Source organism: Flavobacterium sp. (assembly GCF_025352425.1).
Classification (GTDB): Bacteria; Bacteroidota; Bacteroidia; order Flavobacteriales; family Flavobacteriaceae; genus Flavobacterium.
The window spans coordinates 1-25,008 of record NZ_JANXTI010000027.1 but is presented as its reverse complement, the minus strand read 5'-3'; the positions used below and the strand labels follow the sequence as shown (position 1 = coordinate 25,008).

General features: G+C 35.6%; 23 protein-coding genes. 13 read left to right on the top strand and 10 right to left on the bottom strand.

Features of this window, described 5'->3' with window-relative positions; all coding sequences use genetic code 11:
- The first annotated feature begins 75 nt into the window (after window positions 1–75).
- Window positions 76–2,700 (top strand): AsmA family protein, encoded by a 2,625-nt coding sequence (locus Q0Q99_RS03650; RefSeq protein WP_293891599.1) that lies wholly within the window; start codon window positions 76–78, stop codon window positions 2,698–2,700.
- 35 nt (window positions 2,701–2,735) lie between these two features.
- Here Q0Q99_RS03650 and Q0Q99_RS03645 read toward each other — a convergent pair whose 3' ends face one another.
- Window positions 2,736–3,530, bottom strand: coding sequence for a DUF2797 domain-containing protein (locus tag Q0Q99_RS03645; protein ID WP_293891597.1), 795 nt, complete (start codon window positions 3,528–3,530; stop codon window positions 2,736–2,738).
- A gap of 57 nt (window positions 3,531–3,587) precedes the next feature.
- Here Q0Q99_RS03645 and Q0Q99_RS03640 point away from each other — a divergent pair, with 57 nt between their 5' ends.
- The 4 genes from Q0Q99_RS03640 to Q0Q99_RS03625 all read left to right on the top strand — a co-directional run bounded on the left by Q0Q99_RS03640 (window position 3,588) and on the right by Q0Q99_RS03625 (window position 8,538).
- Window positions 3,588–5,120 carry a GH3 auxin-responsive promoter family protein gene (locus tag Q0Q99_RS03640; RefSeq protein ID WP_293891594.1) on the top strand — a complete coding sequence of 511 codons (1,533 nt, stop codon included), beginning with the start codon at window positions 3,588–3,590 and terminating at the stop codon, window positions 5,118–5,120.
- A 65-nt stretch (window positions 5,121–5,185) separates the two neighbouring features.
- Complete coding sequence (locus Q0Q99_RS03635; protein ID WP_293891591.1) at window positions 5,186–5,335, top strand: lipoprotein; 150 nt, start codon at window positions 5,186–5,188, stop codon at window positions 5,333–5,335.
- Window positions 5,332–6,213, top strand: coding sequence for an EamA family transporter (locus Q0Q99_RS03630; RefSeq protein ID WP_293891588.1), 882 nt, complete (start codon window positions 5,332–5,334; stop codon window positions 6,211–6,213). The genes Q0Q99_RS03635 and Q0Q99_RS03630 overlap by 4 nt, the downstream gene beginning before the upstream one ends.
- Window positions 6,214–6,330: 117 nt before the next feature.
- A complete protein-coding gene (locus tag Q0Q99_RS03625) occupies window positions 6,331–8,538 on the top strand; it encodes a TonB-dependent receptor (protein ID WP_293891585.1) in 2,208 nt (735 codons plus the stop codon).
- A gap of 108 nt (window positions 8,539–8,646) precedes the next feature.
- Here the strand turns inward: Q0Q99_RS03625 and clpX are convergent, their stop codons facing one another.
- The 6 genes from clpX to Q0Q99_RS03595 form a co-directional block, all read right to left on the bottom strand.
- Entirely contained in the window at window positions 8,647–9,885 is a 1,239-nt protein-coding gene (gene clpX, locus Q0Q99_RS03620; RefSeq protein ID WP_293891582.1) for an ATP-dependent Clp protease ATP-binding subunit ClpX, read from the bottom strand.
- 68 nt (window positions 9,886–9,953) lie between these two features.
- Complete coding sequence (gene clpP / locus Q0Q99_RS03615) at window positions 9,954–10,640, bottom strand: ATP-dependent Clp endopeptidase proteolytic subunit ClpP (protein ID WP_293891579.1); 687 nt, start codon at window positions 10,638–10,640, stop codon at window positions 9,954–9,956.
- Window positions 10,641–10,949: 309 nt separating this feature from the next.
- Complete coding sequence (gene tig, locus Q0Q99_RS03610; RefSeq protein ID WP_293891576.1) at window positions 10,950–12,284, bottom strand: trigger factor; 1,335 nt, start codon at window positions 12,282–12,284, stop codon at window positions 10,950–10,952.
- An 80-nt stretch (window positions 12,285–12,364) separates the two neighbouring features.
- On the bottom strand, window positions 12,365–12,712 hold the full coding sequence (locus tag Q0Q99_RS03605) for a phage holin family protein (protein ID WP_293891573.1): 348 nt from the start codon (window positions 12,710–12,712) through the stop codon (window positions 12,365–12,367).
- 24 nt (window positions 12,713–12,736) lie between these two features.
- Window positions 12,737–13,501, bottom strand: coding sequence for an alpha/beta fold hydrolase (locus tag Q0Q99_RS03600; protein ID WP_293891637.1), 765 nt, complete (start codon window positions 13,499–13,501; stop codon window positions 12,737–12,739).
- On the bottom strand, window positions 13,501–14,214 hold the full coding sequence (locus Q0Q99_RS03595) for a pyridoxine 5'-phosphate synthase (protein WP_293891570.1): 714 nt from the start codon (window positions 14,212–14,214) through the stop codon (window positions 13,501–13,503). The genes Q0Q99_RS03600 and Q0Q99_RS03595 overlap by 1 nt, the downstream gene beginning before the upstream one ends.
- 104 nt (window positions 14,215–14,318) lie before the next feature.
- Here Q0Q99_RS03595 and Q0Q99_RS03590 point away from each other — a divergent pair, with 104 nt between their 5' ends.
- From Q0Q99_RS03590 to murI, 8 genes are all read left to right on the top strand, one after another.
- Window positions 14,319–14,978: a CBS domain-containing protein gene (locus Q0Q99_RS03590; protein ID WP_293891567.1), complete on the top strand. Its 660-nt coding sequence runs from the start codon at window positions 14,319–14,321 to the stop codon at window positions 14,976–14,978.
- 74 nt (window positions 14,979–15,052) lie between these two features.
- On the top strand, window positions 15,053–15,922 hold the full coding sequence (locus tag Q0Q99_RS03585) for an NAD kinase (protein ID WP_293891564.1): 870 nt from the start codon (window positions 15,053–15,055) through the stop codon (window positions 15,920–15,922).
- A 163-nt stretch (window positions 15,923–16,085) separates the two neighbouring features.
- The gene (locus Q0Q99_RS03580) at window positions 16,086–16,772 is read left to right on the top strand and encodes a DUF6089 family protein (protein ID WP_293891561.1); all 687 of its coding nucleotides are present in this window, start codon (window positions 16,086–16,088) and stop codon (window positions 16,770–16,772) included.
- A 3-nt stretch (window positions 16,773–16,775) separates the two neighbouring features.
- Window positions 16,776–17,516, top strand: coding sequence for an isoprenyl transferase (locus Q0Q99_RS03575; RefSeq protein ID WP_293891558.1), 741 nt, complete (start codon window positions 16,776–16,778; stop codon window positions 17,514–17,516).
- Entirely contained in the window at window positions 17,449–20,226 is a 2,778-nt protein-coding gene (locus tag Q0Q99_RS03570; protein WP_293891556.1) for a POTRA domain-containing protein, read from the top strand. The genes Q0Q99_RS03575 and Q0Q99_RS03570 overlap by 68 nt, the downstream gene beginning before the upstream one ends.
- Window positions 20,227–20,263: 37 nt before the next feature.
- Window positions 20,264–21,247 carry an OmpH family outer membrane protein gene (locus Q0Q99_RS03565; protein ID WP_293891553.1) on the top strand — a complete coding sequence of 328 codons (984 nt, stop codon included), beginning with the start codon at window positions 20,264–20,266 and terminating at the stop codon, window positions 21,245–21,247.
- Window positions 21,248–21,281: 34 nt separating this feature from the next.
- Window positions 21,282–21,782: an OmpH family outer membrane protein gene (locus tag Q0Q99_RS03560; RefSeq protein WP_293891550.1), complete on the top strand. Its 501-nt coding sequence runs from the start codon at window positions 21,282–21,284 to the stop codon at window positions 21,780–21,782.
- Between the two features lie 75 nt (window positions 21,783–21,857).
- Complete coding sequence (murI, locus tag Q0Q99_RS03555) at window positions 21,858–22,637, top strand: glutamate racemase (RefSeq protein ID WP_293891548.1); 780 nt, start codon at window positions 21,858–21,860, stop codon at window positions 22,635–22,637.
- 206 nt (window positions 22,638–22,843) lie between these two features.
- On the opposite strand, the gene Q0Q99_RS03550 is transcribed toward murI, so the two are convergent.
- The 3 genes from Q0Q99_RS03550 to Q0Q99_RS03540 all read right to left on the bottom strand — a co-directional run.
- Complete coding sequence (locus tag Q0Q99_RS03550) at window positions 22,844–23,362, bottom strand: gamma carbonic anhydrase family protein (protein ID WP_293891545.1); 519 nt, start codon at window positions 23,360–23,362, stop codon at window positions 22,844–22,846.
- 42 nt (window positions 23,363–23,404) lie between these two features.
- On the bottom strand, window positions 23,405–24,403 hold the full coding sequence (locus tag Q0Q99_RS03545; protein WP_293891542.1) for a type IX secretion system membrane protein PorP/SprF: 999 nt from the start codon (window positions 24,401–24,403) through the stop codon (window positions 23,405–23,407).
- A gap of 5 nt (window positions 24,404–24,408) precedes the next feature.
- On the bottom strand, window positions 24,409–25,008 hold a 600-nt coding region (locus tag Q0Q99_RS03540; protein ID WP_293891540.1), incomplete at its 5' end, for a T9SS type B sorting domain-containing protein.

The following is a 25,008-nucleotide window of genomic DNA, read 5'->3' as shown; positions in this document are numbered from 1 at the left end:
CCATAAAGTATAACCGCTTTATGAGGAAAATGCTCTATTTTTGTTAAGTAAAGCGTTAACTAAATCTATCTTATCATGTTAAAGAATATCCTAAAAATAGTTGGAATTGTTTTGTTGCTGTTAGTGATTTCGGCATTTGCAATTCCTTATTTCTTTAAAGATCAAATCAAAGCCAGAATTTTGACTTCAATCAATGAAAAAGTCGATGCTAAAGTAGCTTTCGCTGATGCCGATTTGAGTTTGTTTAGAAATTTTCCCAACGCAAATGTTTCGATAGAAAAATTATCCATCATAAACAAAGCGCCATTTGAAGGCGATACTTTAGTGGCTTTTGACGAATTAAACCTGGAAATGTCTATCAAAGAATTATTTAATGATGACACTGAACCTATGAATATTGATGGGATTTCATCTAAAAATGGGTTGATAAATATCATCTTTAACAAAGACGGAATTGGCAATTATGACATTGCCTTGAAAGATGAAAACAAAGCGGACGATAAAAAAAGCAAACCGCTTTCGCTAAAAATAAAAGAATATTCTGTTACCAATTTCAAGTTCAAATATTATGATGAAAAATCAAAAATAAAAATGATTTTAGACAGCATCAATCATGAAGGAACTGGTGATTTTGCCGCTCAAAAATTGGATTTGGTAACCAAAACAACTGCGAAGATTTCACTCGATATGGACAAAGTGAATTACATGAAAAATGTTGCTGTTTCTCTCGATGCCATACTCGGAATTGATTTGGATAAAAGCAAATATACTTTTAAAGAAAACAAAGCCAAAATCAACGAATTACCTATAGAATTTGATGGTTTTATCCAATTAGTTGAAGCCGGACAACAATATGATTTGAAATTTAAAACACCAACTTCTTCTTTCAAAAACTTCCTGGGATTGATTCCTGCTCAGTATTCGAGCAATTTGAAAGATGTCAAAACCAGTGGCGACTTTACTGTTGCCGGTTTTGCTAAAGGTTTGTATTCGGATAAAACTGTTCCAAAATTCAATGTCGAAATTGCATCTGACAATGCGTCTTTTCAATATCCGAATTTACCTAAATCAGTTCGCAATATTATTATCGATACCAAAATAATTAACGAAACCGGTGTTATGAACGACACCTATGTAAATCTGGATAAATTATCCTTCCAAATAGATCAGGATGTTTTCAATGCAAAAGCCAATATTAAAAACGTTGCTACAAATCCGTTGGTAAATGCCGCGTTGAAAGGAACAATTAATTTGAGCAATCTTTCAAAAGCTTATCCAATTAAACTCGACAAACCTTTGACCGGAATTTTAAACGCAGATGTTACTACAGCATTTGATATGCAAGCTGTTGAAAAAAGCGATTATGCACGAATCAGAAACGCCGGAACAATGGATTTAACTGGTTTTAATTATACGGATGAAGATGGCAAAACCATGAAAATCAGCAAGGCTTTAGTGTCTTTTGATCCGAGCCGTGTGAATTTAAAACAATTTAATGCCACCACAGGCAATACGGATTTAGCAGTAACCGGCGTTTTGGAAAATTTCTATGGTTTTGTATTTAAGAATCAGGAACTAAAGGGAAATTTTAATTTGAATTCAAATCAATTAGCGGTAAGCGATTTTATGACTTCGGAAGCGGATGCCAAAAAGCAAACAAAAGCTAAGGAAGCGATGAAAATACCGGCATTTTTGAATTGTTCTTTGACCGCAAAAGCCAATACAGTTTTATATGATAATTTGGTTTTGAAAAACGTATCCGGAAAAATAATCATCAAAGACCAAAAAGTGACTTTGGAGAATGGGAAAACAGATATTTTCGGAGGTTCAATTGCTTTCAATGGTGACATTTCCACCAAAGAGAAAGTCTCTAAGTTCAATATGGATTTAGGTTTGAATGGAGTTGACATTGCACAAACGTTTACGCAATTGGAAATGATGAAAAAAATCGCACCTCTTGCCGGCGTCATTAACGGAAAACTAAATTCAAAAATAAAGCTTTTCGGAAACTTAAAGGACAAAGAAATGACCCCAAACCTGAGTAGCATCACGGGAGATTTACTAGGCCAATTACTTTCAACAACTGTAAATTCAAATAATTCCGCTTTGCTGACAAGGTTAAATGACAAATTAGGTTTTATTGATTTTAAAAAAATAGATTTAAATGACTTAAAAACCGCATTAACATTCAAAGACGGAAAAGTAAATGTGAGACCCTTTGACATTAAATATCAAGATATTAAAATAAGAGTCGCTGGTGCCCACGGTTTTGATCAAAACATGAGTTATAATTTAAAATTTGATGTTCCGGCAAAATATTTGGGAAAAGAAATCAATAATTTAATTGGAAAATTAACTCCGGCCGATGCTAAAAAATTTGAAACTATACCAATAAATGCAATAATTGCCGGCAATTTTAAAAATCCTAATATTACTACTGATGTCAAACAAGCTACCTCTAATTTGGTGAATAACTTGGTAAAACAACAAAAAGACAAGCTAATCCAACAGGGAACGTCGGCACTTGGCAATATAATCAATAACAACACAAAACCAAAGGATACTGCAAAAACGGCAACGCCAAAACCTGATATAAAAACACAAGCCACGGATTTACTTAACGGTTTGTTCAATAAAAAGAAGAAAGAAGAACCAAAGAAAACAGAAACGTCACCGGCAACAACTACCCCAACAAAATAGAACATTAGACCCTTTCCAACTGAAAGGGTTTTTGGTTAAATAGAGATTTTCACAACATAACCTTCAAAGGTGCGGACATTAAAAACCGTTCCGTCTTCAAAGATTAAATATTGCCCTTTTATTCCCATTAATTTCCCGATATAATTAGGCGTTTTGTCCAAATTTAAACCGGTTACTTTTGCGGGATATTGCAACACAGGATAAACCAATTCGTGGAAATCTTCTTTTTCAGGATAATAAAATTCATGCACTTCTGTAGGCAACAAATCCCTGACGCGTCTTTTTTCGTGAAGTATATCTATCTGTGAAATTTCATTCTTCAACATTTTCTGCCAATTGGTTTTATCTACAAAATGATTCTTTAATGCAACCTCTGTAATTCCGGCCAGAAAACGATTTGGAACTTCAACAATAGCAATGGCATGGGTAGCACCTTGATCTATCCAGCGTGTCGGAACTTGAGTTCCTCTGGTGACACCAACTTTTACTTCGCTCGACAATGCCAAATAAACAATGTGCGGTTGAAGCTGCACTTTTTTTTCATATTCCAAATCGCGGTCTTCAATATCCAGATGCGCTTTGCTCAATTCGGGTCTCATAATCCAATCTCCCGCAGTAGCCGAACTCATAAAACAGTCGTAGCAAAATCCCTGGCGGAAAATCTTTTTCTTTTTGCCACAATTCAGACATTGATAACCAACGAAATTTATTTCCATCGATTTTCCCAATAACTGATTTACACTCAAAAAACTACTTTCAAAAACCAGATAATACTGAATCGGATTCGAGTATTCGGTTTGCATTTTGGTTAGTACGCCTTCGTAAGTCATCTATTATTATTAAGATTATTTCCTATATTTGGTAAAGTTATACATCATAAATCAAATATGCCAATACCATTAATAAATTCTATCGCTTCCTGGGTTTTGAAACAGCGCATCCATCAGATTGAGTTGTTTCTTAAATATCCACATGAAGTGCAGGAAGAGTTAATGATGAATCTTATTCGGTCTTCTGAAGAAACGGTTATTGGTCAGAAATATGATTTCGGAAGTATCAAATCCTATCAAACTTTTGCAGAAAGGGTTCCGGTTTCTTCGTATGAAGAGTTGGAGCCAATGATAGAGCTTACGCGAAAAGGCGCTCAAAATGTTTTTTGGAACACCCCCATAAAATGGTTCGCCAAATCAAGCGGAACCACGAATGCCAAAAGCAAGTTTATTCCTGTGAGCAATGAGGCTTTGGAAAATTGTCATTATAAAGGCAGTAAAGATTTGCTTTGCATGTACCTCAACAACAATGAGAATTCCGAAATGTTTTTGGGCAAAAGCCTACGCCTTGGCGGAAGTTCCCAGATTTACGAAAACAACAATACCTATTTTGGTGATTTATCCGCAATCTTGATTGAGAACATGCCAATTTGGGCAGAGTTCAGCAGCACACCGAGCAATAAGATTTCGTTGATGCACGAATGGGAAACCAAACTCGCCCATATTATCAACGAAACTAAAAACGAAAATGTGACAAGTTTTGCAGGAGTTCCATCGTGGATGCTAGTGTTAATCAACAAAATCATGACCGAAACCGGAATAGAAACGCTGTCCGAATTATGGCCAAACCTTGAAGTATATTTTCATGGCGGCGTGAGTTTTGAGCCTTACAGAGAACAGTATAAAAAGATTTTACCTCAAAATAATTTTAAATATTACGAAATCTATAACGCTTCGGAAGGATTTTTTGCAATACAGGATTTGAATTATTCAAACGATTTGCTGCTGATGCTTGATTACGGTATATTTTACGAATTCATTCCAATGGATACTTTCGGTACGGAAAATCAAAAAGTAATTCGGCTTTCGGAAGTGGAATTATTCAAGAATTATGCAATGGTAATTACCACCAATGCGGGGCTTTGGCGCTATTTAATTGGCGATACCGTTCGGTTTACCTCTTTATCTCCGTATCGAATCCGCGTTTCGGGAAGAACCAAGCATTATATCAATGTTTTTGGCGAAGAATTAATGGTTGAAAATACCGATATGGCTTTGTCCAAAACCTGTTCGGCTTTACATTGTGAAGTTAAGGATTATACGGTTGCCCCAATTTTTATGCACGACAAAGAAAAAGGCGCACACGAATGGATGATTGAATTCAAGAAAAAACCCGAAGACATTCCCCTTTTCCAAAAGACATTGGATGAGAATCTGCAATCCCTAAACTCCGATTACGAAGCCAAGCGCTACAATAATATGACGCTAAACCCTTTAACAATCAATGTAGCCAGGGAAAATTTGTTTTACGACTGGCTCAAGGAAAATGACAAATTGGGTGGTCAACACAAAATCCCAAGGCTTTCTAACGAACGGGATTATTTGGAGCAATTGAAACAAATGCAGGTTCAGTTCCAGGGAAACAGTTAATCTTTTAATAAATAACATTTAATCTCAAAAAACTGATTTAATTTCGTGCCTTAAAAGAGAATTAAATGAAAAAGATAATTTATGCATTTCTATTGGTAGCTTTCCTCACCTCATGCGCATCGCATCCGGGAAGAGTTTGCGGTGGTTCCGGCGGAGGTCGTGTTGTAGAGAATACTCAAATGCAAAAACCAATTTATAACCTGTCTGTTGTTTGAAAACAAAACTATATCTCGCCTTATTTTGTGTGGCATTTTTTTGGGGAACGACTTTCTTAGCGATACGAGTAGGCGTTGAAACGATTCCGCCATTTCTATTAGCGGGTATCCGAAATCTGATTTCGGGTTCTATTATATTCATTTATTTATTGTGGCAAAAGAAATTAGAACGTGTCAATGCGCGACAGTTGCTGCAGGCTTTTATATTATCCTTACTGATGATTGTTTTGGCAAATGGTTTGACAACCTACTCCGAAAAGTATATTACAAGTGGCTTAGCATCTTTAATTTCTACACTTTCACCCTTTTGTGTTTTGGTTTTGAATTTGGCTTTAGGATACGAGAAGCTATCCGTCAAAACAGTCATTGGAATACTGCTAGGCATGCTAGGTATCTTCCTGATTTACCAAAGCAGCCTGACTGATTTATTGATTCCGGAATACCGGCAAGGAATTTTTGCCATTCTATTGGCCATTTTAGCTTGGGCAACCGGAACCATAATTATGAAAAAAGGAAGTGATAAATCACTCACCATGATGATGAATATCTGTGTTCAAATGATGATTGCCGGTGTTGTCCTTACTTCCATTCAGTTTTATATCACGCCCAATATTTCCACAGAAAACTGGAGCTCTCGAAGTATTTGCGCCATGATCTATCTGGCAATCTTTGGTTCGGTTGTAGGTTATGTTGCGTTTAGTTATTTGATTTCCCAAATGCCTTCAACAAAAGTTACCGTACTGTCTTATGTTAATGTTGTAGTAGCTTTATTTTTAGGCTGGTTGATTCTGGGCGAAATAATTACAGCGCGAATAATTACCGCAACTATTCTGATTATTAGCGGTGTAGTCATTGTAAATTATAAAAAAATAAAATAAAATCATTTGTATTGTAACAATTGAGGGTTGAAAATGTCTTATTGGGCAATCATCACCTGAGGCGAAACCGAATGGTTCGGAGCACAGCGGAGAAAATCATCAATCAATCAATCACAAATGAAATCACTAAGCATTACTTTATGCTTACTTGCGACGAGTTTTATCTTCGCGCAGGAAGCACCCACGAAAAGTCAGGAAACCCCAAAGACCAAAACCGCAGAAAAAACCAACGAACTTTCGGAAGTTACTGTGTATGGCAACAAAAAACAATACATAAAAGTAGAATCAGACAAAACCACGATTAACGTGAGGGACAATGCCATGCTTAATAGCGGCAGTAGTTTGGAAGCGGTTAAAAAAATCCCGGGTGTTATTACATCGCCAGCCGGAAGCATCACGCTGAACAGTAAAGGTGTAAGTATTTATATTGATGGTACGCCGACTACTCTCAGCGGCACCGATTTACAAAATTATCTGGCAACATTGCCCGCCAACGCCATTGAAAAAATCGAATTAATTTATAATCCAGGAGCTTCTTTTGATGCTAGTGCCAGTGGGTCTATCATTAACATAATCACAAGCACTAAAAGAAAAAAAGGTATCAACGCCAGTTTTAATATCAATTATAATTTTAATAAATATCAAAAGCCAAGTCCGCAGATTTTGTTGAACGGCAAAACAAAAGATTTGAGCTGGCAAACTATGATTGGCTACAATTATATCGACAGTGAAAGTTTAAATATAACAGATCAAACCTTCACTTCTTTTACGCCAACGGAACAGCTGCATCAAAGAAATTTGTCCAAGTTTACCAATAGAAATTTCTATTTCAGAACGGGAACGAATTATAAATTGAACGAAAAATCAAATTTATTGTTCAACTATAATTTAAATAGCGCGAATGACAGAATTACCAACGAAGCCACAACGACAGGAACCGGAATTGATTATTCCAATTATGGCTATTCCGAAAACAAAAACAACAATCACGAACTGAGTCTACAATACAAAACCAAGTTGGATACCATCGGAAGAACGCTTGATGTTACCACTTTTGCCAACTTCTTTGACAAAAACCCAACAACTACATCTCATGGTCAAAGCAATGGTGACGCGACTTATTATAATGGTGACGTCAACTTTAAACTGACTAATTATTATTTGAAATATGATTTTGCGATTCCTTTTAATAAAATTAACTTTTCGTTGAACACCGGTGGTAAATACAATACAATAAAAGTAACCGATAAAGGAACTTACAACCTGAATTCGAATTCCAATTCGGTTACCGATTTTGATTACACCGAAAATAATCTGGCGTTTTATGTCGAAGCAAGACAGAAAATCAAGAAGTTCAACTTCACAGCCGGTCTTCGTTTTGAAGATTTTAAAGTTGACAGAGCGGCTGTGCAAAACAGTGCTGAAACCAAAATTAATTTCAAGAACACTAACTTTTTTCCAAATGTAAGTGCACTTTATCAAATGAATGAAAACGTAAATTTTTCGGCTTCCTATTCTAAAAAGATACAACAGGCTGATTACAATACTTTAGACCCAAATAATTTTTCCAACTTTGATCAATACAATACTTCAGAAGGAAATCCGTTTTTAAAGCCAACCTTTTTTGACAATTTTGAACTGAAAATGACTGCCTTTCAGTTTTTGAGTTTGGGTGGAAACTATACCATTGCCAAAGACAAAAACTTTTTCATATTCAATGCTGAACCGGGAGAATTGGTAAGCACGTCGACTTTCCAGCAATTTGATAAAGTAAAAACCATGAGTTTGTTTGCTTCGATTCCATTGCCTTTGGACTATTTCCTTAAAGGAAAAGAAGAATTTCAAAAGAGAATGAATAATATGGAGAAAATGAATTATATCTTTTTCAATTTCAATTACATTAAGGTGCAGACAGAAGGTTACGATTTTTCGTTTAAAAACAAACCCATCTTGAATTATTCTGCGGAAGCTCAATTCATTCTGCCTTGGGAAATTAAAAACTCAATGTCTTATTTTATTTTGCCAAAAGGAACTTGGGAAATCTATAATATTACCAAACCAATTCAGGAGTTTGACATTTCATTCAGCAAAGATTTTATGAATAAAAATTTAAAAATAGGGTTACATTGTTTTGATGTTTTTAATACAAATGAAGTGAATGCTACTGTTTCGTCTACAAATCTTGAGACCAAGTTTTATCAAAAACAAGATTCGAGAACCTTCCGACTTTCGTTGGTTTACAACTTCGGTAACTTAAGCCTGAAAAAAGAAGATACTAATATTGACGTCGAGAAAACCAGCTCGGGTGGTGGTTTCCTAAAATAAATTGGTTATAATTAGTAATTAAAATCCCCGCTACAAACGGGGATTTTTTATGATAGTAATGAACGTTTCAAAATTATTTGAAGCTTTTCTCAAATGTTGAGCGTGTTGCTAAGAAGCGATTTCCAATCGTTTTAACAAATTTTTCGTCAAGGCATCCCGCGTATAATCAACATCGATGTGCAGTTCCTTTTCATCCGAACTCGGCAATTCATACATTGCGTCCGTCAGGATTGCTTCACAAAGCGAGCGCAAACCTCTTGCTCCTAATTTATATTCCAAAGCTTTGTCAACAATATAATCCAAGGCGTTGTTATCAATGGTGAATTTTACATCATCCATAGCAAAAAGTTTTTCATATTGCTTGATTAACGCGTTTTTTGGTTCGGTTAGAATTGCGCGAAGCGTTTCTCTATCCAAAGGATCCATATGCGTTAGTACCGGAAGTCGGCCAATGATTTCGGGAATCAATCCAAAATCCTTGATATCTTTCGGAATAATATATTGAAGCAAATTATCTTTGTCGATGTTGTCAACATTCCTGGAAGTGCTGTAACCAACAGCCGTTCGGTTCAATCGTTTGGAAATGATCCTTTCGATTCCATCAAAAGCACCTCCGGCAATAAACAAAATATCTTTGGTGTTGACTTCAATAAACTTTTGGTCAGGATGTTTTCTTCCGCCTTTTGGCGGAACGTTTACAACGGTGCCCTCCAATAATTTCAGCAACGCCTGTTGCACTCCTTCACCCGAAACATCCCGGGTTATTGAAGGATTATCGCTCTTGCGGGCAATTTTGTCAATTTCGTCAATGAAAACGATTCCTCTTTCGGCTTTCGCCAAATCATAATCGGCAGCCTGTAATAATCGGGTTAAGATGCTTTCTACATCTTCTCCAACATAACCTGCTTCTGTTAAAACTGTTGCATCAACAATTGCTAAAGGAACTTCGAGCATTCGCGCAATGGTTTTTGCCACTAATGTTTTACCGGTTCCGGTCTGGCCAACCATGATGATATTGCTTTTCTCGATTTCAACATCTTCTGCGTGCTCCAGCTGCATCAACCTTTTGTAGTGATTGTATACTGCAACCGACATTACTTTCTTAGTTTGGTCTTGTCCAATAACGTATTGATCCAAAAAGCCACGGATTTCTTTTGGTTTTTTCAAAATTAAATCAGTCGCCGACTTTAAAGCAGCGGTTCCCCCTGATTTTAATTCTTCTAAAACTATTCCGTGAGCCTGCTCAATACATCGGTCGCAAACGTGCGCATTTATGCCGGCAATCAGTAAATTGGTTTCCGGTTTTTTTCTTCCACAAAAAGAACATTCTAAAACTTGTTTTGCCATCTTTCTCAGTTAGCAGAAGGCAGATTTAAGAAGGCAGACTGACTGCGTTCTGAATTCTGCGTTCTGAATTATCTTCTTAAAACTTCATCAATCATTCCGTATTCTTTGGCTTCATCGGCAATCATCCAATAATCGCGTTCAGAATCCTTGTGTACTTTATCATAAGACTGCCCGGAATGCTGTGCTATAATTTGGTATAATTCCTCTTTTAGTTTCAACATCTCTCTTAAGTTGATTTCCATATCGGTTGCAACACCTTGTGCGCCACCCGAAGGCTGGTGAATCATAACTCTTGAATGTGGTAAAGCGGAACGTTTTCCCGCTGCACCTGCGCACAATAACACTGCACCCATTGAGGCTGCCATTCCGGTACAAATTGTAGCCACGTCTGGTTTGATGTATTGCATGGTGTCGTAAATTCCTAAGCCTGCATACACACTTCCTCCCGGTGAGTTGATGTAGATTTGGATATCTTTTGAAGCATCAACACTTTCTAAAAACAACAATTGGGCTTGGATAATGTTGGCCATATAATCATCAACTCCGGTTCCCATGAAGATAATTCTATCCATCATCAAACGGGAAAAAACGTCAAGTTGGGACACATTAAGCTGTCTTTCTTCGATGATATATGGCGTCATGCTACCTACGATTTTATCGTAATATAAACTGTTTACGCCATGTTTTTTGGTAGCAAATTTTTTGAATTGCTTCGCCAGTTCGAGCGTAGCTTTTGGGTCTTTTCCGTAGTCCATTATTAGTTATGAATTATGAGTTATAAGTTATGAATTGTGTTTTAGTCAAAGTTCGTGCCTTGTTATTTAAAGTGACATTGTGTCGGTGAGCCGAAACCCTATCCCGGATTATCTCACCTAGCGCCTATTTTCATAGGAGTTCGATGAACACTACGTGTTTGCAGTGGAAATCCTGTTATTGCGAAACGAATAGTCCTTTTTTAGATTGCTTCGTTCCTCGCAATGACAGATTGCAATGTATAGCCGGATTAGCTTCAAATAAAAAAAGCGCCAAATCACTCTGACGCCCAAATATAGTGAAATATATTATTAGTGTTTTAATTCACCATACATTGCTTTGATGAATTCATCGTAGCTTACTTCTTTTGTTTTGGCTTTTACGTTGTCTTTGAACAAGTTTAGCATTTTTTCATTCATTACCTGCTCTGACAACCGTTTAACCTCCTCCTGGTTTGACATCACGCGTGCTACAATTCCTTGTACCTCTTCATCAGTTGGGTTGGTTTGTCCAAACTGTGCCATTTGTTTTTTGATAACTTCAGAAGTATACGCTTTCAAGTCTTCGAAGGTAATTTGCATATTATTTTCTGCCATGATTTTGCCTTCAATTAATTGGTAACGCAAACCGTTTTCCGATTTTGTGTATTCTGTTTCTGCTTCTTCTACCGAAAGTGGATTTTCACCAGCGGATTGTATCCATTTTTTCAAAAATGAAGATGGCAAATCGAATTTAGTAGTTGCAATTAAAGACTCGGTAACATCGTTAAGGAATTTTTGATCTGCCTGTTGTTTGAACTGTTGTTCAGCATCTTCTTTGATTTTGGCTTTCAATTCGGCTACAGAAGTAATTATTTTTGGTCCAAATAATTTATCGAATAATTCCTGGTCTAAGTTTGCGGGTTCGTGACCTACGACTTCATCAATGGTAAAAGTTACCTCGACATCTAAACCATGAACATCGTCATGGCTAATTGCCAATATGTCCATTAGTTTGTGGTCATCATCAAATAAACCTTTAGTTTTTAGAACTACAGCATCACCAACTTTTTTACCAATGAAACTTTTTGCCGTTTTCTTATCAGCGAAAACATTCAATGACACAGTCGTTCTATTGTTGATTCCTTTTTCTTCGTTAGTAAAAAATCCGGAAACGTCATCGTTTTCTTCAACGGTATCTTTAGCGATTAATTTTCCGTATTGTTTTTGGATACGCGCTATCTGGTCGTTCAACATTTTGTCATCGGCAACGATTTTGTATTGCACTAAATCATTTTTACCTGCTAAATCAACGTTGAATTCAGGAGCCAAACCTAATTCAAATTCGAATTTATAATCTTCGACATCCCAGTTGAAATCTTCGGTTACCTTTGGCAATGGATTTCCAAGTATGTCTAATTTTTCCTGGACTAAATATTTGTTCAGGTTGTCCTGTAACAATTTGTTTACCTCTTCCAATAATACTGCTTTTCCATACTGCTTTTGTATTAAACTCATTGGAACAGTTCCTTTTCTGAAACCAGAAATTGAAGCATTTTTACGGTAATCAGCTAATATTTTATTTACTTTTTCAGCATAATCATTTTTTGCTACTTCTACCGTAACAACTGCATTCAATGCGTCTATGTTATTTCTTGTAATATTCATTTTTATACATACTAAAATTGGGTTGCAAAATTAAAACATTTCTGCAACCCAACCAAGTTTTTACTTTATTGATTTATAAGCTATTTTTTGGCATCGCCTGTGATTTGATAAACCAATGACTGCGAAAGTGATAAAATTATGCTGAACAACATGGCTGTCCAAAATGAACTAATCCTGAAACCATCTATAAAATAATCACAAAGCAATATCATAACTGCATTTATTACCAATAAAAACAATCCTAAAGTAAAAATTGTTACCGGTAAAGTAAGCAAGACCAAAAGAGGTTTTACAAAAAAGTTGAGTAACCCTAAAACGATGGCAACAGTTAGCGCAGTCGTAAATTCGTCAATGATTACGCCTTTCATAACTTTGGCTATGATTAATACTAAAACGGCCGTGATAAGTATTCTAATTAGTAATTTCATAAGTGTGTATTTATTTTAAAATTTTTAATTTGTCAGGAACTTTGCCGTTTCCTCAAAAAACAATTTGGGGTTTTCGGCGTGAAGCCAATGACCAACATTTGGAATTGTAGCTATTTCAAAAATAGCAAAATGTTTTTTTATTTCGGGCAAATCAGTGTCTAAAATGTAGCCGGAGTTTCCGCCACGGATAAACAGTGTTGGCTTGTCGAAATGATTTTCCTTTGGCAAAGTTTCACCAATTGTTTCGATTTTGGCATTAAAGACCGGTAAATTAAATCGGAAAGCCAATTGTTGGGGTTCAACCCAATATAAATTCTTCATCAAAAACTGGCGTGTTCCAAAATCGGTAATAAATGGATATAGTATTTCTTCAACCTTTGCTCTATCAGGTTTTATAGAGAAATCAACGGCGTTCAATCCCGCTAAAATCTCATCGTGATGCGGTGCGTAATATTTCGGGCCAATATCGGCAACGATTAGTTTCTCTACCTTTTCGGGATAAGTAGTTGCAAAAAGCATTGCAACTTTCCCGCCCATCGAATGGCCTATAATAGAAACTTTTGATAAATTATAATGTTGACAATACTCAAGAATATCATTAGACATTACGTTATAATTGAACTCATCGGAATGAAAACTTTTCCCGTGATTTCTTAAATCGAGCATATGGACCTGAAAACCTGCGGCAGCATAAAGTGAGCCCAACGATTTCCAATTGTCAGACATTCCGAGAAAGCCGTGAATAATTAAGAGTGGCTTGCCTTCGCCTTCAATTCTGGAGTGTAAAATCATTTTAATTTTTGCAAATACATATTAACAACATTGTCCAAACCAAGATATAACGCTTCTGAAATCAAGGCGTGGCCAATCGATACTTCCAACAAACCCGGAATATTCTCTTTGAAGAATTTAATATTATCCAAACTCAAATCATGCCCCGCATTAATGCCCAAACTTAACTCATTGGCTATAATTGCTGATTTTACATAAGGTTCTATACCACTTTTATTTCCTAAACCGTATTGATGCGCGAAAGCTTCAGTGTATAACTCGATGCGGTCGGTTCCTGTTTTTTTGGCGCCTTCAATCATCTCTGAAATTGGGTCCACAAAAATAGATGTCCTGATTCCGTTGCGTTGAAACTCCTGAATTACTTCCTTTAAATACGAATGATTTTTAACAGTATCCCAACCAGCAGAAGATGTTATTGCACCAATTGCATCGGGAACTAAAGTAACTTGTTCGGGTTTACATTCCAAAACCAAATCGATAAAATTATGCTGCGGATTGCCTTCAATGTTAAATTCGGTGTAGACAATGGGTTTTAAATCACGAGCATCCTGATAGCGAATATGTCTTTCATCCGGTCGTGGATGTATCGTTATCCCTTGTGCACCAAATCTTTGAATATCTTTTGCAACCTGCAATAAATCAGGAGCATTTCCGCCACGGGCATTTCGCAAAGTCGCTATTTTATTGATGTTTACGCTTAATTTTGTCATGAAAAAAAGGTGTGATAAAAATATGACTACAAAAATACAAAGTAAAACTAAGTCATCATGTCCCAAATTTTGATTATTTTGCAGTCGCTAAAAGAAAAGAAAAGATGAGACAACTTTCGGAGTATATCAATAACGATTTTAAACCGTTTTCGAGTACGGAATCGGTAGCGCAGATTCAGGATTTCTTTGCTGAAAACACGTATTCTCATTTTCCGGTTATGGATAGTGACGTTTATATAGGTTCGATTTCGGCGGTTGATGCGGAAACTTTTGAAACTCAAAAGCCTATTATGGAGTATCGATATGCGTTTGAGGGCTTTTTTGTTAGAGAATCTATGACTTGGTTGGATGTACTGGAGATTTTTGCCCGGAATAATTCGAATATCGTTCCCATCTTGGAGGAAACTAACAAATATGTTGGCTATTACGAAATTACGGATGTCATTAAATTTTTAAACGAAACGCCTTTCCTTAAGGAAACTGGAGGTATTATTGTGGTTGAAAAACCAACAGCGGATTATTCGATGAGCCAGATTACACAAATTGTAGAAAGCAATAATGGAAAACTGCTGGGTGTTTTTGTTTCACAGGCTGATGCCGAAAAAGTGCAGGTAACTGTGAAAACTACACTTGGCGCAATGAATGAAATTATCCAGTCGTTTCGTAGGTATAATTATGAAATTGTATCTGAACATCACGAAGACAACTATTTGAACACCTTAAAAGAACGTTCTGAATATTTGGATAAATATTTAAATATGTAACTCAAGTCAGAAGTTGGAAGAACAAAGTTAGAAGTATAAAAATTTAAAAATCTGAACCTAAAATATAATCCTACATGAAAGTTGCCATCTTCGGACAATATTATCAAAACGATACACGGCCAATCATCAAAGATATTTTTGTTTTTTTTAATAAAAACAATGTAGAGTTAGTTATTGAGGAAAAGTTTCTGGAAATATTATACAAAGAAGAAATCGTTGGTAAAAAATATAACACTTTCGCTTCCCATAAAGATTTAGACAGCAGTTTTGATATTCTGATTAGTATTGGTGGCGATGGAACTATCTTAAAAGCCGCTACATTTGTTCGTGATTCTGGAATTCCAATCCTTGGTGTGAATGCCGGACGACTTGGTTTTTTGGCCAAAGTTCAAAAAGAAAAAATTGAAGTTTTTCTTCAAATTGTTTTAGAAAGAAAATATACTATTTCAGAAAGAACAATGTTAAGTATGCAATGTCCTGATATTGACATAAATTTTGCCATGAACGAAATTGCAGTTAGTCGAAAAGCAACCACTTCGATGATTACAATTGAAACCTTTTTAAACGGAGAATATTTAAATTCATATTGGGCAGACGGCCTGATTATTTCAACACCTACTGGTTCTACTGGCTATTCCCTAAGTTGTGGCGGACCGATTCTGACACCTGATGTTAAAGGTTTGGTTATAACACCAATCGCCCCGCATAATTTAAACGCAAGACCGCTAGTAATTCCGGATGATACCGAAATAAAACTCAAAGTTTCGGGAAGAGAAGAGGAATATTTGGTCTCGCTCGACTCCAGAATTACCTCTATCAGTAATAATTCTGAATTGATAATTAAGAAAACACCATTCACAATTAAAATGGTTGAAATTCCTGAAGAAACTTTTCTGAAAACACTTCGAACCAAATTACTTTGGGGACAAGATAAGAGAAACTAGAAAAAACATCTCTCTCTTTATACTACAATTCTAAAATTCTCGTTTTAGAATAGAACCATTGCAAGACAATAATAATCATCCCTTTATTTTATTTAACAGAAATATAAAATTCATGTTAGATGCGTAAGGAGAATTACTATATTTGCACGCTATTTTCAATTTGATGAAAAGGATTTTAGTATTATTTTTTTGTTTGATTTTTCAGAATGTTTTGACAGCACAAATTCATGAAATTGGTGTTTTCCTGGGCGGAAGTAATTATATTGGGGATGTGGGGAAAACCAACTATGTTTCTCCAAATAAATTGGCATTCGGAATTTTGTACAAATGGAATAAAAGCCCTAGACACTCCTATCGGTTTTCCTATACACAGTCAACTATTACAGGAAATGATTTAGATTCTGAAGTACGCGGAAGAGTAGAAAGGGGTTATAACTTTAAAAATGAGATAAAAGAAATTTCAGCAGGATTAGAATTTAATTTTTTTGATTTTAATCTCCATGACGAGCTAACAAAGAAGGTAACTCCCTACGTGTATTCAGGCATTACCTATTTTGCTTACGACGAATTGTATGTTGTTAATGGCGAAACACACAAGGATTATACCTCAAGTACATTTGCCATACCTATGATTGTTGGCGTTAAAAGTAATGTGTTTGAAAACATAATTCTTGGATTTGAAGTTGGGGCACGATATACTTTTACTGATAATTTAGATGGAAGTTTGCCAAAAAATAAAAATTTAGAACCATTGAAATTTGGTAATTTAAATAGCAAGGATTGGTATGTATTCAGCGGTTTTACTATTACGTACACCTTTGGAGAAAAACCATGTTATTGCAAAGAATAAAAAATGAGCTTATTAGAAACCATTAATAAAGACAACTTACCAAAACATCTGGCCATAATTATGGATGGAAATGGCCGTTGGGCGAAACAGAAGGGTTTGCTAAGGGCATTTGGACACGAAAAAGGAACAAAATCTGTTAGGATTACGGTTGAAACATGTGCCGAAATTGGAATCGAAAATTTAACATTATATGCTTTTTCTACCGAAAATTGGAATAGGCCAAAGTTAGAAGTTGATACATTGATGAAGTTATTGGTCAATTCCTTAAAAAAAGAACTGGCAACTTTAGAAAAAAACAATATTCGATTAAACAGTATTGGCAACATCGAATTGCTTCCGACAAAAGCCAAAAATGAGCTTTTATCAGTTATCGAAAAAACAAAAAACAACACAAGAATGACGCTGACACTGGCATTGAGCTATGGTTCGCGGGAAGAATTGTTAAATGTTGTCAAAATTATTAGTGAGAAAGTTAAAAATAATATAATTTCTATAGACACTATTGATGAATCAATTATAAATGAGCATCTTTACACGCGAAATTTACCCGATGTAGATTTAGTGATTAGAACCAGTGGCGAGCACCGAATTAGTAATTTTTTGTTATGGCAAATAGCGTATGCGGAATTTTATTTTACAGAAGTTTTATGGCCCGATTTTAAAGAAGACGATTTATATGCAGCCATCATTAGTTATCAAAAAAGAGAAAGAAGATTCGGAAAAACAAGTGAACAAATTAAATAAAATTTCAGTGCAGATTAACTCTTCAAAAATATTCCTATTTATTTTATTATTCGGAACTATTTTTCAATTACAAGCCCAAGAAAGAATTCCCTTCAACCAAGGCAAAAAATATATTTTAGCAAATGTAAAAGTTAACGGTAAAATTAGTTACAACGAACAAACCGTTGTCACATTTGCCGGTTTAGAAAAAGGCCAGCAAATTACCGTTCCCGGAGAAGAATTAAGCAATGCTATAAAAAAGCTGGGGAAACTTGGTCTTTTTAGTGATATTGATTTTTATGTAAATAAAGTTGAAGCGGATAGTATCTGGTTAGACCTTGATATAGTGGAACTTCCAAAACTTAGCGATGTAAAGATTCAAGGTGTAAAAAAATCGAAAGTCGAAGCGCTTATTAAAGACAATTCATTGACCAAAGGCAAAATTGTAAATGAAAACCTGATTACTACAACCAAAAATTATATCGAAAACAAATATAAAAAAGACGGTTACTTTAATACCAAAGTTTTTATAAAAACGACACCCGATACAATTGAAGGTAACAATGTTAAGATGCTTGTAAATATTGACAAAGGCGATAAATTGAAAATATCGAGAATAACCTTTGAAGGCAATGAGAAATTTACGGATGCCAAATTGAGAAAAGCTATGAAAAATACGAAGCAAATCAATCCGATTCGTATTTTAAAAGCATCAAAATATATAAAGGATAAATACAAGGAAGACTTAAATTCCATCACTGATAAGTATAAAGAAAAAGGTTATAGAGATGCCCGAATAATAACTGACTCTGTATTTTTAAATGCCAAAAAAACTAAGTTAGCAATCAATATAAAAGTTGAAGAAGGCAGAAAGTATCATTTTGGCAACATTAAATTCCTTGGAAATTCTGTTTATTCAGATCAAACATTAGGAAGGGTCTTGGGCATAAAAAAAGGCGATACGTATAATGGAGTTTTGCTTGAAAAAAGAATTGCAGATAAATCCAAACCCGATGGAGATGATTTAACCAATTTATATCAAAACAATGGTTATTTATTTTCAAATATTAATGCTGTTGAAGTAAAAACAGCAAACGACACTATAGATTTTGAGATTAGGGTTACCGAAGGTCCGGTTGCTTATTTTAATAATATTACAGTTGTAGGGAATGATAAAACCCATGATAGGGTAATTTACAGAGAATTACGAACTCAGCCAGGTCAAAAATACAGCAAAGAAGATCTAGTAAGAACTATTAGGGAAATTGGACAATTAGGTTTCTTTGATCCGGAAGCTATTGACCCAAAATTCAAAAATGTTGACCCAGCAGCAGGAACAGTAGATATTGAATACAATGTTGTTGAAAAAGGGTCAAGCCAAATTGAGCTTCAAGGTGGTTATGGCGGTGGCGGATTTATTGGAACCCTGGGTTTATCCTTTAACAATTTCTCTGCAAGAAACATGTTTAAAAAGGAAGCTTACAAGCCACTTCCAATGGGTGATGGTCAAAAAGTTGCCTTGCGTTTACAGGCAAGTTCTTTTTTTCAAACCTATAGTTTGTCATTTTCAGAGCCATGGCTTGGAGGGAAAAAACCAATTCAGTTTTCGAGTTCGTTGTCCCACAGCAAACAATTCCTTTACTCCGGGAGATCAACTAATGTAGATAAGGATAAGAGTTTTAACATCACATCATTGTCTGTTGGTATTGCAAAAAGATTGACTATTCCGGATGATTTTTTTGTGTTTTCTAGCTCCGTGAGTTTTCAATATTACGATTTGCACAACTATAACACCGGATTGTTCACCTTCGGAGACGGTTCATCAAGAAATTTAGCTTACACCCTTGGTTTGAGTAGAAATAACAAAGGTGTAAATCCAATTTACCCAACTTCTGGTTCTGAATTTAGCGTTTCGGCAAAATTTACCTTGCCTTATTCATTATTTAATGGAATAAATTATGGCGATCTGAAAAATCAAAAGGAATACAAACAAACCTATACGGCTTCTGATAATACCAACGAAAATTTTGGTATAGACGGCGTCTATATTAACAACGGCGATTTAGTAAGAACAACAACTATCAACAACGTTACGGGACTTGTTAGAGTTGATGATGCCAATTTTGCTGACGCAGATGTTAATACAGCAAAGGTTGATCAGCAAAAATTTAACTGGTTAGAATATTATAAAATAAAGTTTAAAGCTGATTGGTATACTAGGTTGGCGGGAACGCAATCAAAAGCATTAGTATTAAGAGCGCTCGGCGAATTTGGTTATTTGGGCGCTTACGACAGTGGTCGGGGTTTAGTACCATTCGAGCGGTTTTTCCTTGGCGGTGACGGATTAGCAAACTTTTCATTAGACGGAAGAGAGGTTATTCAATTAAGAGGTTATCCAAACCAATCATTATCGTCACAGGATGGCGCAACAGTTTACAATAAATTCTCGTTGGAGCTAAGATACCCATTAACATTGAAAGCCGCTGCATCAATTTACGCACTGACTTTTGTTGAAGCAGGATCATCTTTTAACACGTTCAAAGATTACAATCCATTTGTGCTGCAGCGTTCCGCCGGATTTGGATTGCGAGTATTTATGCCTGCCTTTGGACTATTAGGAATAGATTTTGCTCATGGCTTTGATGGCATTCCTAGTTTTGATGGTGTTTCTTCGGGTTCAACAAAACCTAATGGTTGGGAAACACATTTTATAATTGGTCAACAATTTTAATTATATTTGGTATAATATTTCTAAATCAAATGAAAGAATGAAAAAATATATTTTAATATCGATTCTGGTTTTATCCGTTACATTTCAGTCAAATGCGCAATCTAGGGGTGTGAAAATTGGCTACATAGACATGGAATATATTTTGCAAAATGTTCCTGACTATAGTGAGGCCAAAAGTCAATTAGAGCAAAAAGCGCAAAAGTGGAAACAAGATATTGAAACCAAAAAGATTGAAATCGCAAAAATAAAAGACGCTTTAAAAACAGAAAGAGCCTTGTTGACCAAAGAATTAATTGACGAACGCGAGGAAGAGATAAAATTTCAGGAAAATGAACTTTTAGACTTTCAACAAAAAAAATTCGGTCCAAATGGAGATTTAATTACGCAAAAAGCAGTTTTGGTAAAACCAATTCAGGATCAGGTTTTTACTGCCGTTCAGGATATTGCCGAAGCTAAAAAATATGACTTTGTTTTTGATAAAGCTTCCGATTTAACCATGCTTTTCTCTGCTAAGAGATATGACATAAGTGACCAGGTTATCAGAGTTATCAACAGATCTGAGAAAAGAGAACAAATGAGCACAAAACAAGTTAAAGCGCAAGAAGCTAAAGACGCTTTAGAAGACGCCGCTAGTGACGCCAATCCTACTTTGGAAGCTCGTAAAAAAGCCCTTGAAGATAAAAAGAAAGCAAGAGAACAACTAGTAGCTGATAGAAAAGCTGCTGCCGAAACTAAGAAAGCTGAACAAGCAGCCAAGAGAGCTGAATTGTTAGATGCTAAGAACGCCAAAAAAACTGGCACGGTTCCTGCTAAGGAGAAAACCGGTGATGATAAAACAACACCTTCAACTGAAACTGATTCAACAACAGTAGATCCCAAGGCAGCTAAAGCTGCTGCAAGAGCAAAACTGATAGAAGACAGAAAAAAAGCTTTAGAAGACAAAAAGAAAAAAATATTAGAAGATAGAGAAGCTGCAAAAAAAGCAAAAGAAGACGCAAAAAATAAACCAAAAACAGAATAAATAAATTAAATAACAATAATTAATACTTTTTAAAATGAAACGATTGAAATCATTACTACTAGCTACTGTGTTGTGTTTAGGAACTAGTTATACCATTAATGCACAGGCTAAAACTGCACATGTAGATGTAAATGAATTAATTTCTAAAATGCCCGCGATGCTTGATGCTCAAAAACAATTAGAAAAATTGAGCGGAACTTATGATGCTGAATACAAAACAATGGCTGAGGAATATCAAAACAAAATCAAAAAATACGATCAAGAATCTGCTACCGTTGGAGACGCTGTTAATGCAACACGTCAAACTGAAGTTCAAGACTTGGTAAAACGTATTACTGATTACAGAGACAATGCTCAAAAAGAATTACAAAAGAAAGAAGCTGATATGGTAAAGCCTTTAATGGATAGAATCAAAGCTTCAATTGCAAAAATTGGTAAAGCAAAAGGATACCAATACGTTTTAAACGTTGCTGATTTACTTTTGGCTGATGGTCCGGATTTAACAGCTGATGTTAAAAAAGATTTAGGATTTTAAAATAAATCAAGAATACTATCAAAAACTGCTCTCCTGAAGCTTCGGGACTGAGCAGTTTTTTTTACTTTTGTTTCTATGGAAAACAATAATCCCATAGGCCTTTTTGATTCGGGAATTGGAGGAACATCCATTTGGGCAGCAATTCATGATTTACTGCCAAATGAGGATACCATTTATCTTGCTGATAGCAAAAATGCACCTTATGGTCAAAAATCAAAAGAAGAAATTCTTCAGCTAAGTATTAAAAATACAGAGTTTCTTTTGAATCTAAATGCCAAAATAATTGTGGTTGCCTGTAATACGGCAACGACGAATGCAATTAAAGAATTACGCGCAAAATACGATGTCCCGTTCATTGGTATTGAGCCAGCGATAAAACCGGCAGCCATAAATTCCCAAAAACATGTAATCGGAATCCTTGCCACACAAGGAACATTAAATAGTGAATTGTTCCATCAAACTGCTGAAAAATTCCATGATACTAAAATCATTGAACAAATTGGCCATGGACTGGTTCCGTTAATTGAAAATGGCGAGATGAATTCCAAAGAAATGAATTTGCTTCTTCATAAGTATTTAGCGCCAATGATTGCCGCCAATATAGATTATCTGGTATTAGGTTGCAGTCATTATCCTTATTTGATTCCGCAGATAAAAAAAATACTTCCAAAAGAAATTAAAATAATTGATTCCGGTGAAGCTGTGGCACGGCAAACAAAAAGTGTTTTATCGGAAAGAAGTGGATTAAATGTTGGAAAGAATAACACAGAATCTATTTTCTATTCTAATTCGGACCCGAAAGTATTGAAAACGATTTTAAATAATAAATACGATGTGATTAGAAAGGATTTTTAGAGCCAAACTTTTGGGGTTTCTAAGAACAGAACTTTGCTTTCTTCAGGATATTAGTTCCCGCTATCCGCGCTACACGGTAGCTTGCTACTATCGGGGTTACTATTCACGTTTTCTTTGTCCAGGTCATTTAAAAAAATACCTGACAGCCACTCTGTGCTCCTCTTAATATTAAATCATTGGGGCTAAACACAAACTAAAGAGTTTCTTTAATCCTCGTTTTTAAACCACTCGGAATACATCACATAATTATTCGAAATGCGCCCAATTTCTCCGGCAAAATCAGATTGGTCAATATCCTTTATTTTTTTGGCAGGTACTCCCGCATATATCGTCCCCGATTCAACTACAGTATTTTGAGTAACCACTGCTCCGGCAGCAATAATAGAATTGCTTTCTACAACGCAATTATCCATAACAATGGCGCCCATTCCTATTAAAACATTATCATGGATTTTGCACCCATGAACAATAGCATTATGACCAATGGAAACATTATTTCCAATTTCGGTTGGATATTTTTGATACGTGCAGTGAATAATTGCTCCGTCCTGAATGTTAACCTTATCACCTATTTTGATATAATGAACATCGCCACGAATAACCGCATTAAACCAAACACTACAAGATTTTCCCAATACAACGTCACCAACAATTGTTGCGTTTTCTGCAACGAAACAATCTTCTGGAATTTGTGGGTTTTTACCGTTAACAGCTTTTATTACCATGGTTAAAAAAATTGTCCCGATAAATCGGGACAGTCATTTAAATTAATTAATGGCGGGACAATTACAGTGATATTTTTCGGGTTTACAGAATAAATTAACCCCCAAAGTTACTTGGTGAAATCCTGCGGAGTCAAATTTAACATTACCTAATATATGTGAGTAAGTATATGAAAACACATAATTTTTAAAATTAACTCCTACTATTGGTGTTACATATTGCAACTTTTGGTCGGCAACACCATTACCTTGGACATATTGTGCCCCATCAAGACTCCTTCGGTATGAGATTCCACCCCACAATCTTCCAAAATCTAAGTCTTTGTATAATTTTATATTAAAATCAACTGTTTTCTCTTGTGTTAAGGTAACAAGTTGAAACATAAAAGAGGGTTCCCAAAGAATTTGTTCAGCATCGCCAAAAGTGTATCCCGCATTTAAAATAAATCTTCTCAAATTTACCGGTTCCCTATCTGTATATAATTTTCTGTCACTAGCCAAAGCGTTTTTAACTGTTGCGTGAACATAGAAATCAAGAAAATTATAGGAAGCTCCAATATCAATATTAAAATAGGTTGACTTTTGAATTGAACCAAACACTACGGGATCAAATCCGGGATTATTGTCATAAAATGTACTTTCATCCAAATTGCTTTGAATAAAGCCCGCACTCATACCAAATGAGAGTTGGTTTAAATCCACATCATCACGTGAAAACCTTATATGGTGAGCATATGTCAATTTCATACCCGTTTGTGAATGATACCCATTTTTATCATTAAAGACAATAATTCCCCCACCAGATTTCTCTCCTAAAGCACCATTAAAACTCAATGTTTGCAATGCGGGAGCATCTTTTTGTCCAAACCACTGTTGTCTTCCTGTCAGTCTTAGTTTTGCGCAGTTTGCAGCTCCTGCCATTGAAGGATGAAGCAAATAGTAGTTATCAGACAAATAATCTGAATAAACCGGCAAACCTTCTTGTGAATGAGAAAATTGTGCAACTAATAGTAGTGCTAATAAATAAATCTTCCTAAAATTCATTTTAACTATCTTTTTAATGAGAAATGGGCTTTAAATTTCTTGACTGCGGCTCCTTCTAAAAAATCAACATTGAACCAGTAATCATCTGATGGTAAAAGATGTCCGTTATACGTTCCATCCCAACCCTGGCCTGTCGAACTGATTTGTTTTAATAGTTTACCATAGCGGTCAAATATATAAATTTTTGCGTTATGTTGTCCACCTAATCCAACAATATTCCATGTGTCATTCATTCCGTCTCCATTCGGAGTGAAGTAATGTGGATAATCAATGATTTCAACCTCTTGTATGATAAGCTCCTCACAACTGTAAGCAACTCCACCTTTGGTATCCCATACATGAATAATGTGGGTACCTAAACTAACATCTTCAAACACATTGCTCACCTGTCTTGGTCCATCGTCTAAACTGTACTGGTAATCAGGAGCGCCATAACCTTCGATGATAACCGTAATAATCTGTGATGCCGAAAAGGCGCTGGTTACGGTATATCCTGTGGTTCCTGCCGGTACCGATGCCTGACCTGATTGTATCACCGGGAAACCCGCCGAGGTGGTTTGACATGCCAGTGAACTGCTACTGGTTACCCTTACGGTATAATCCCT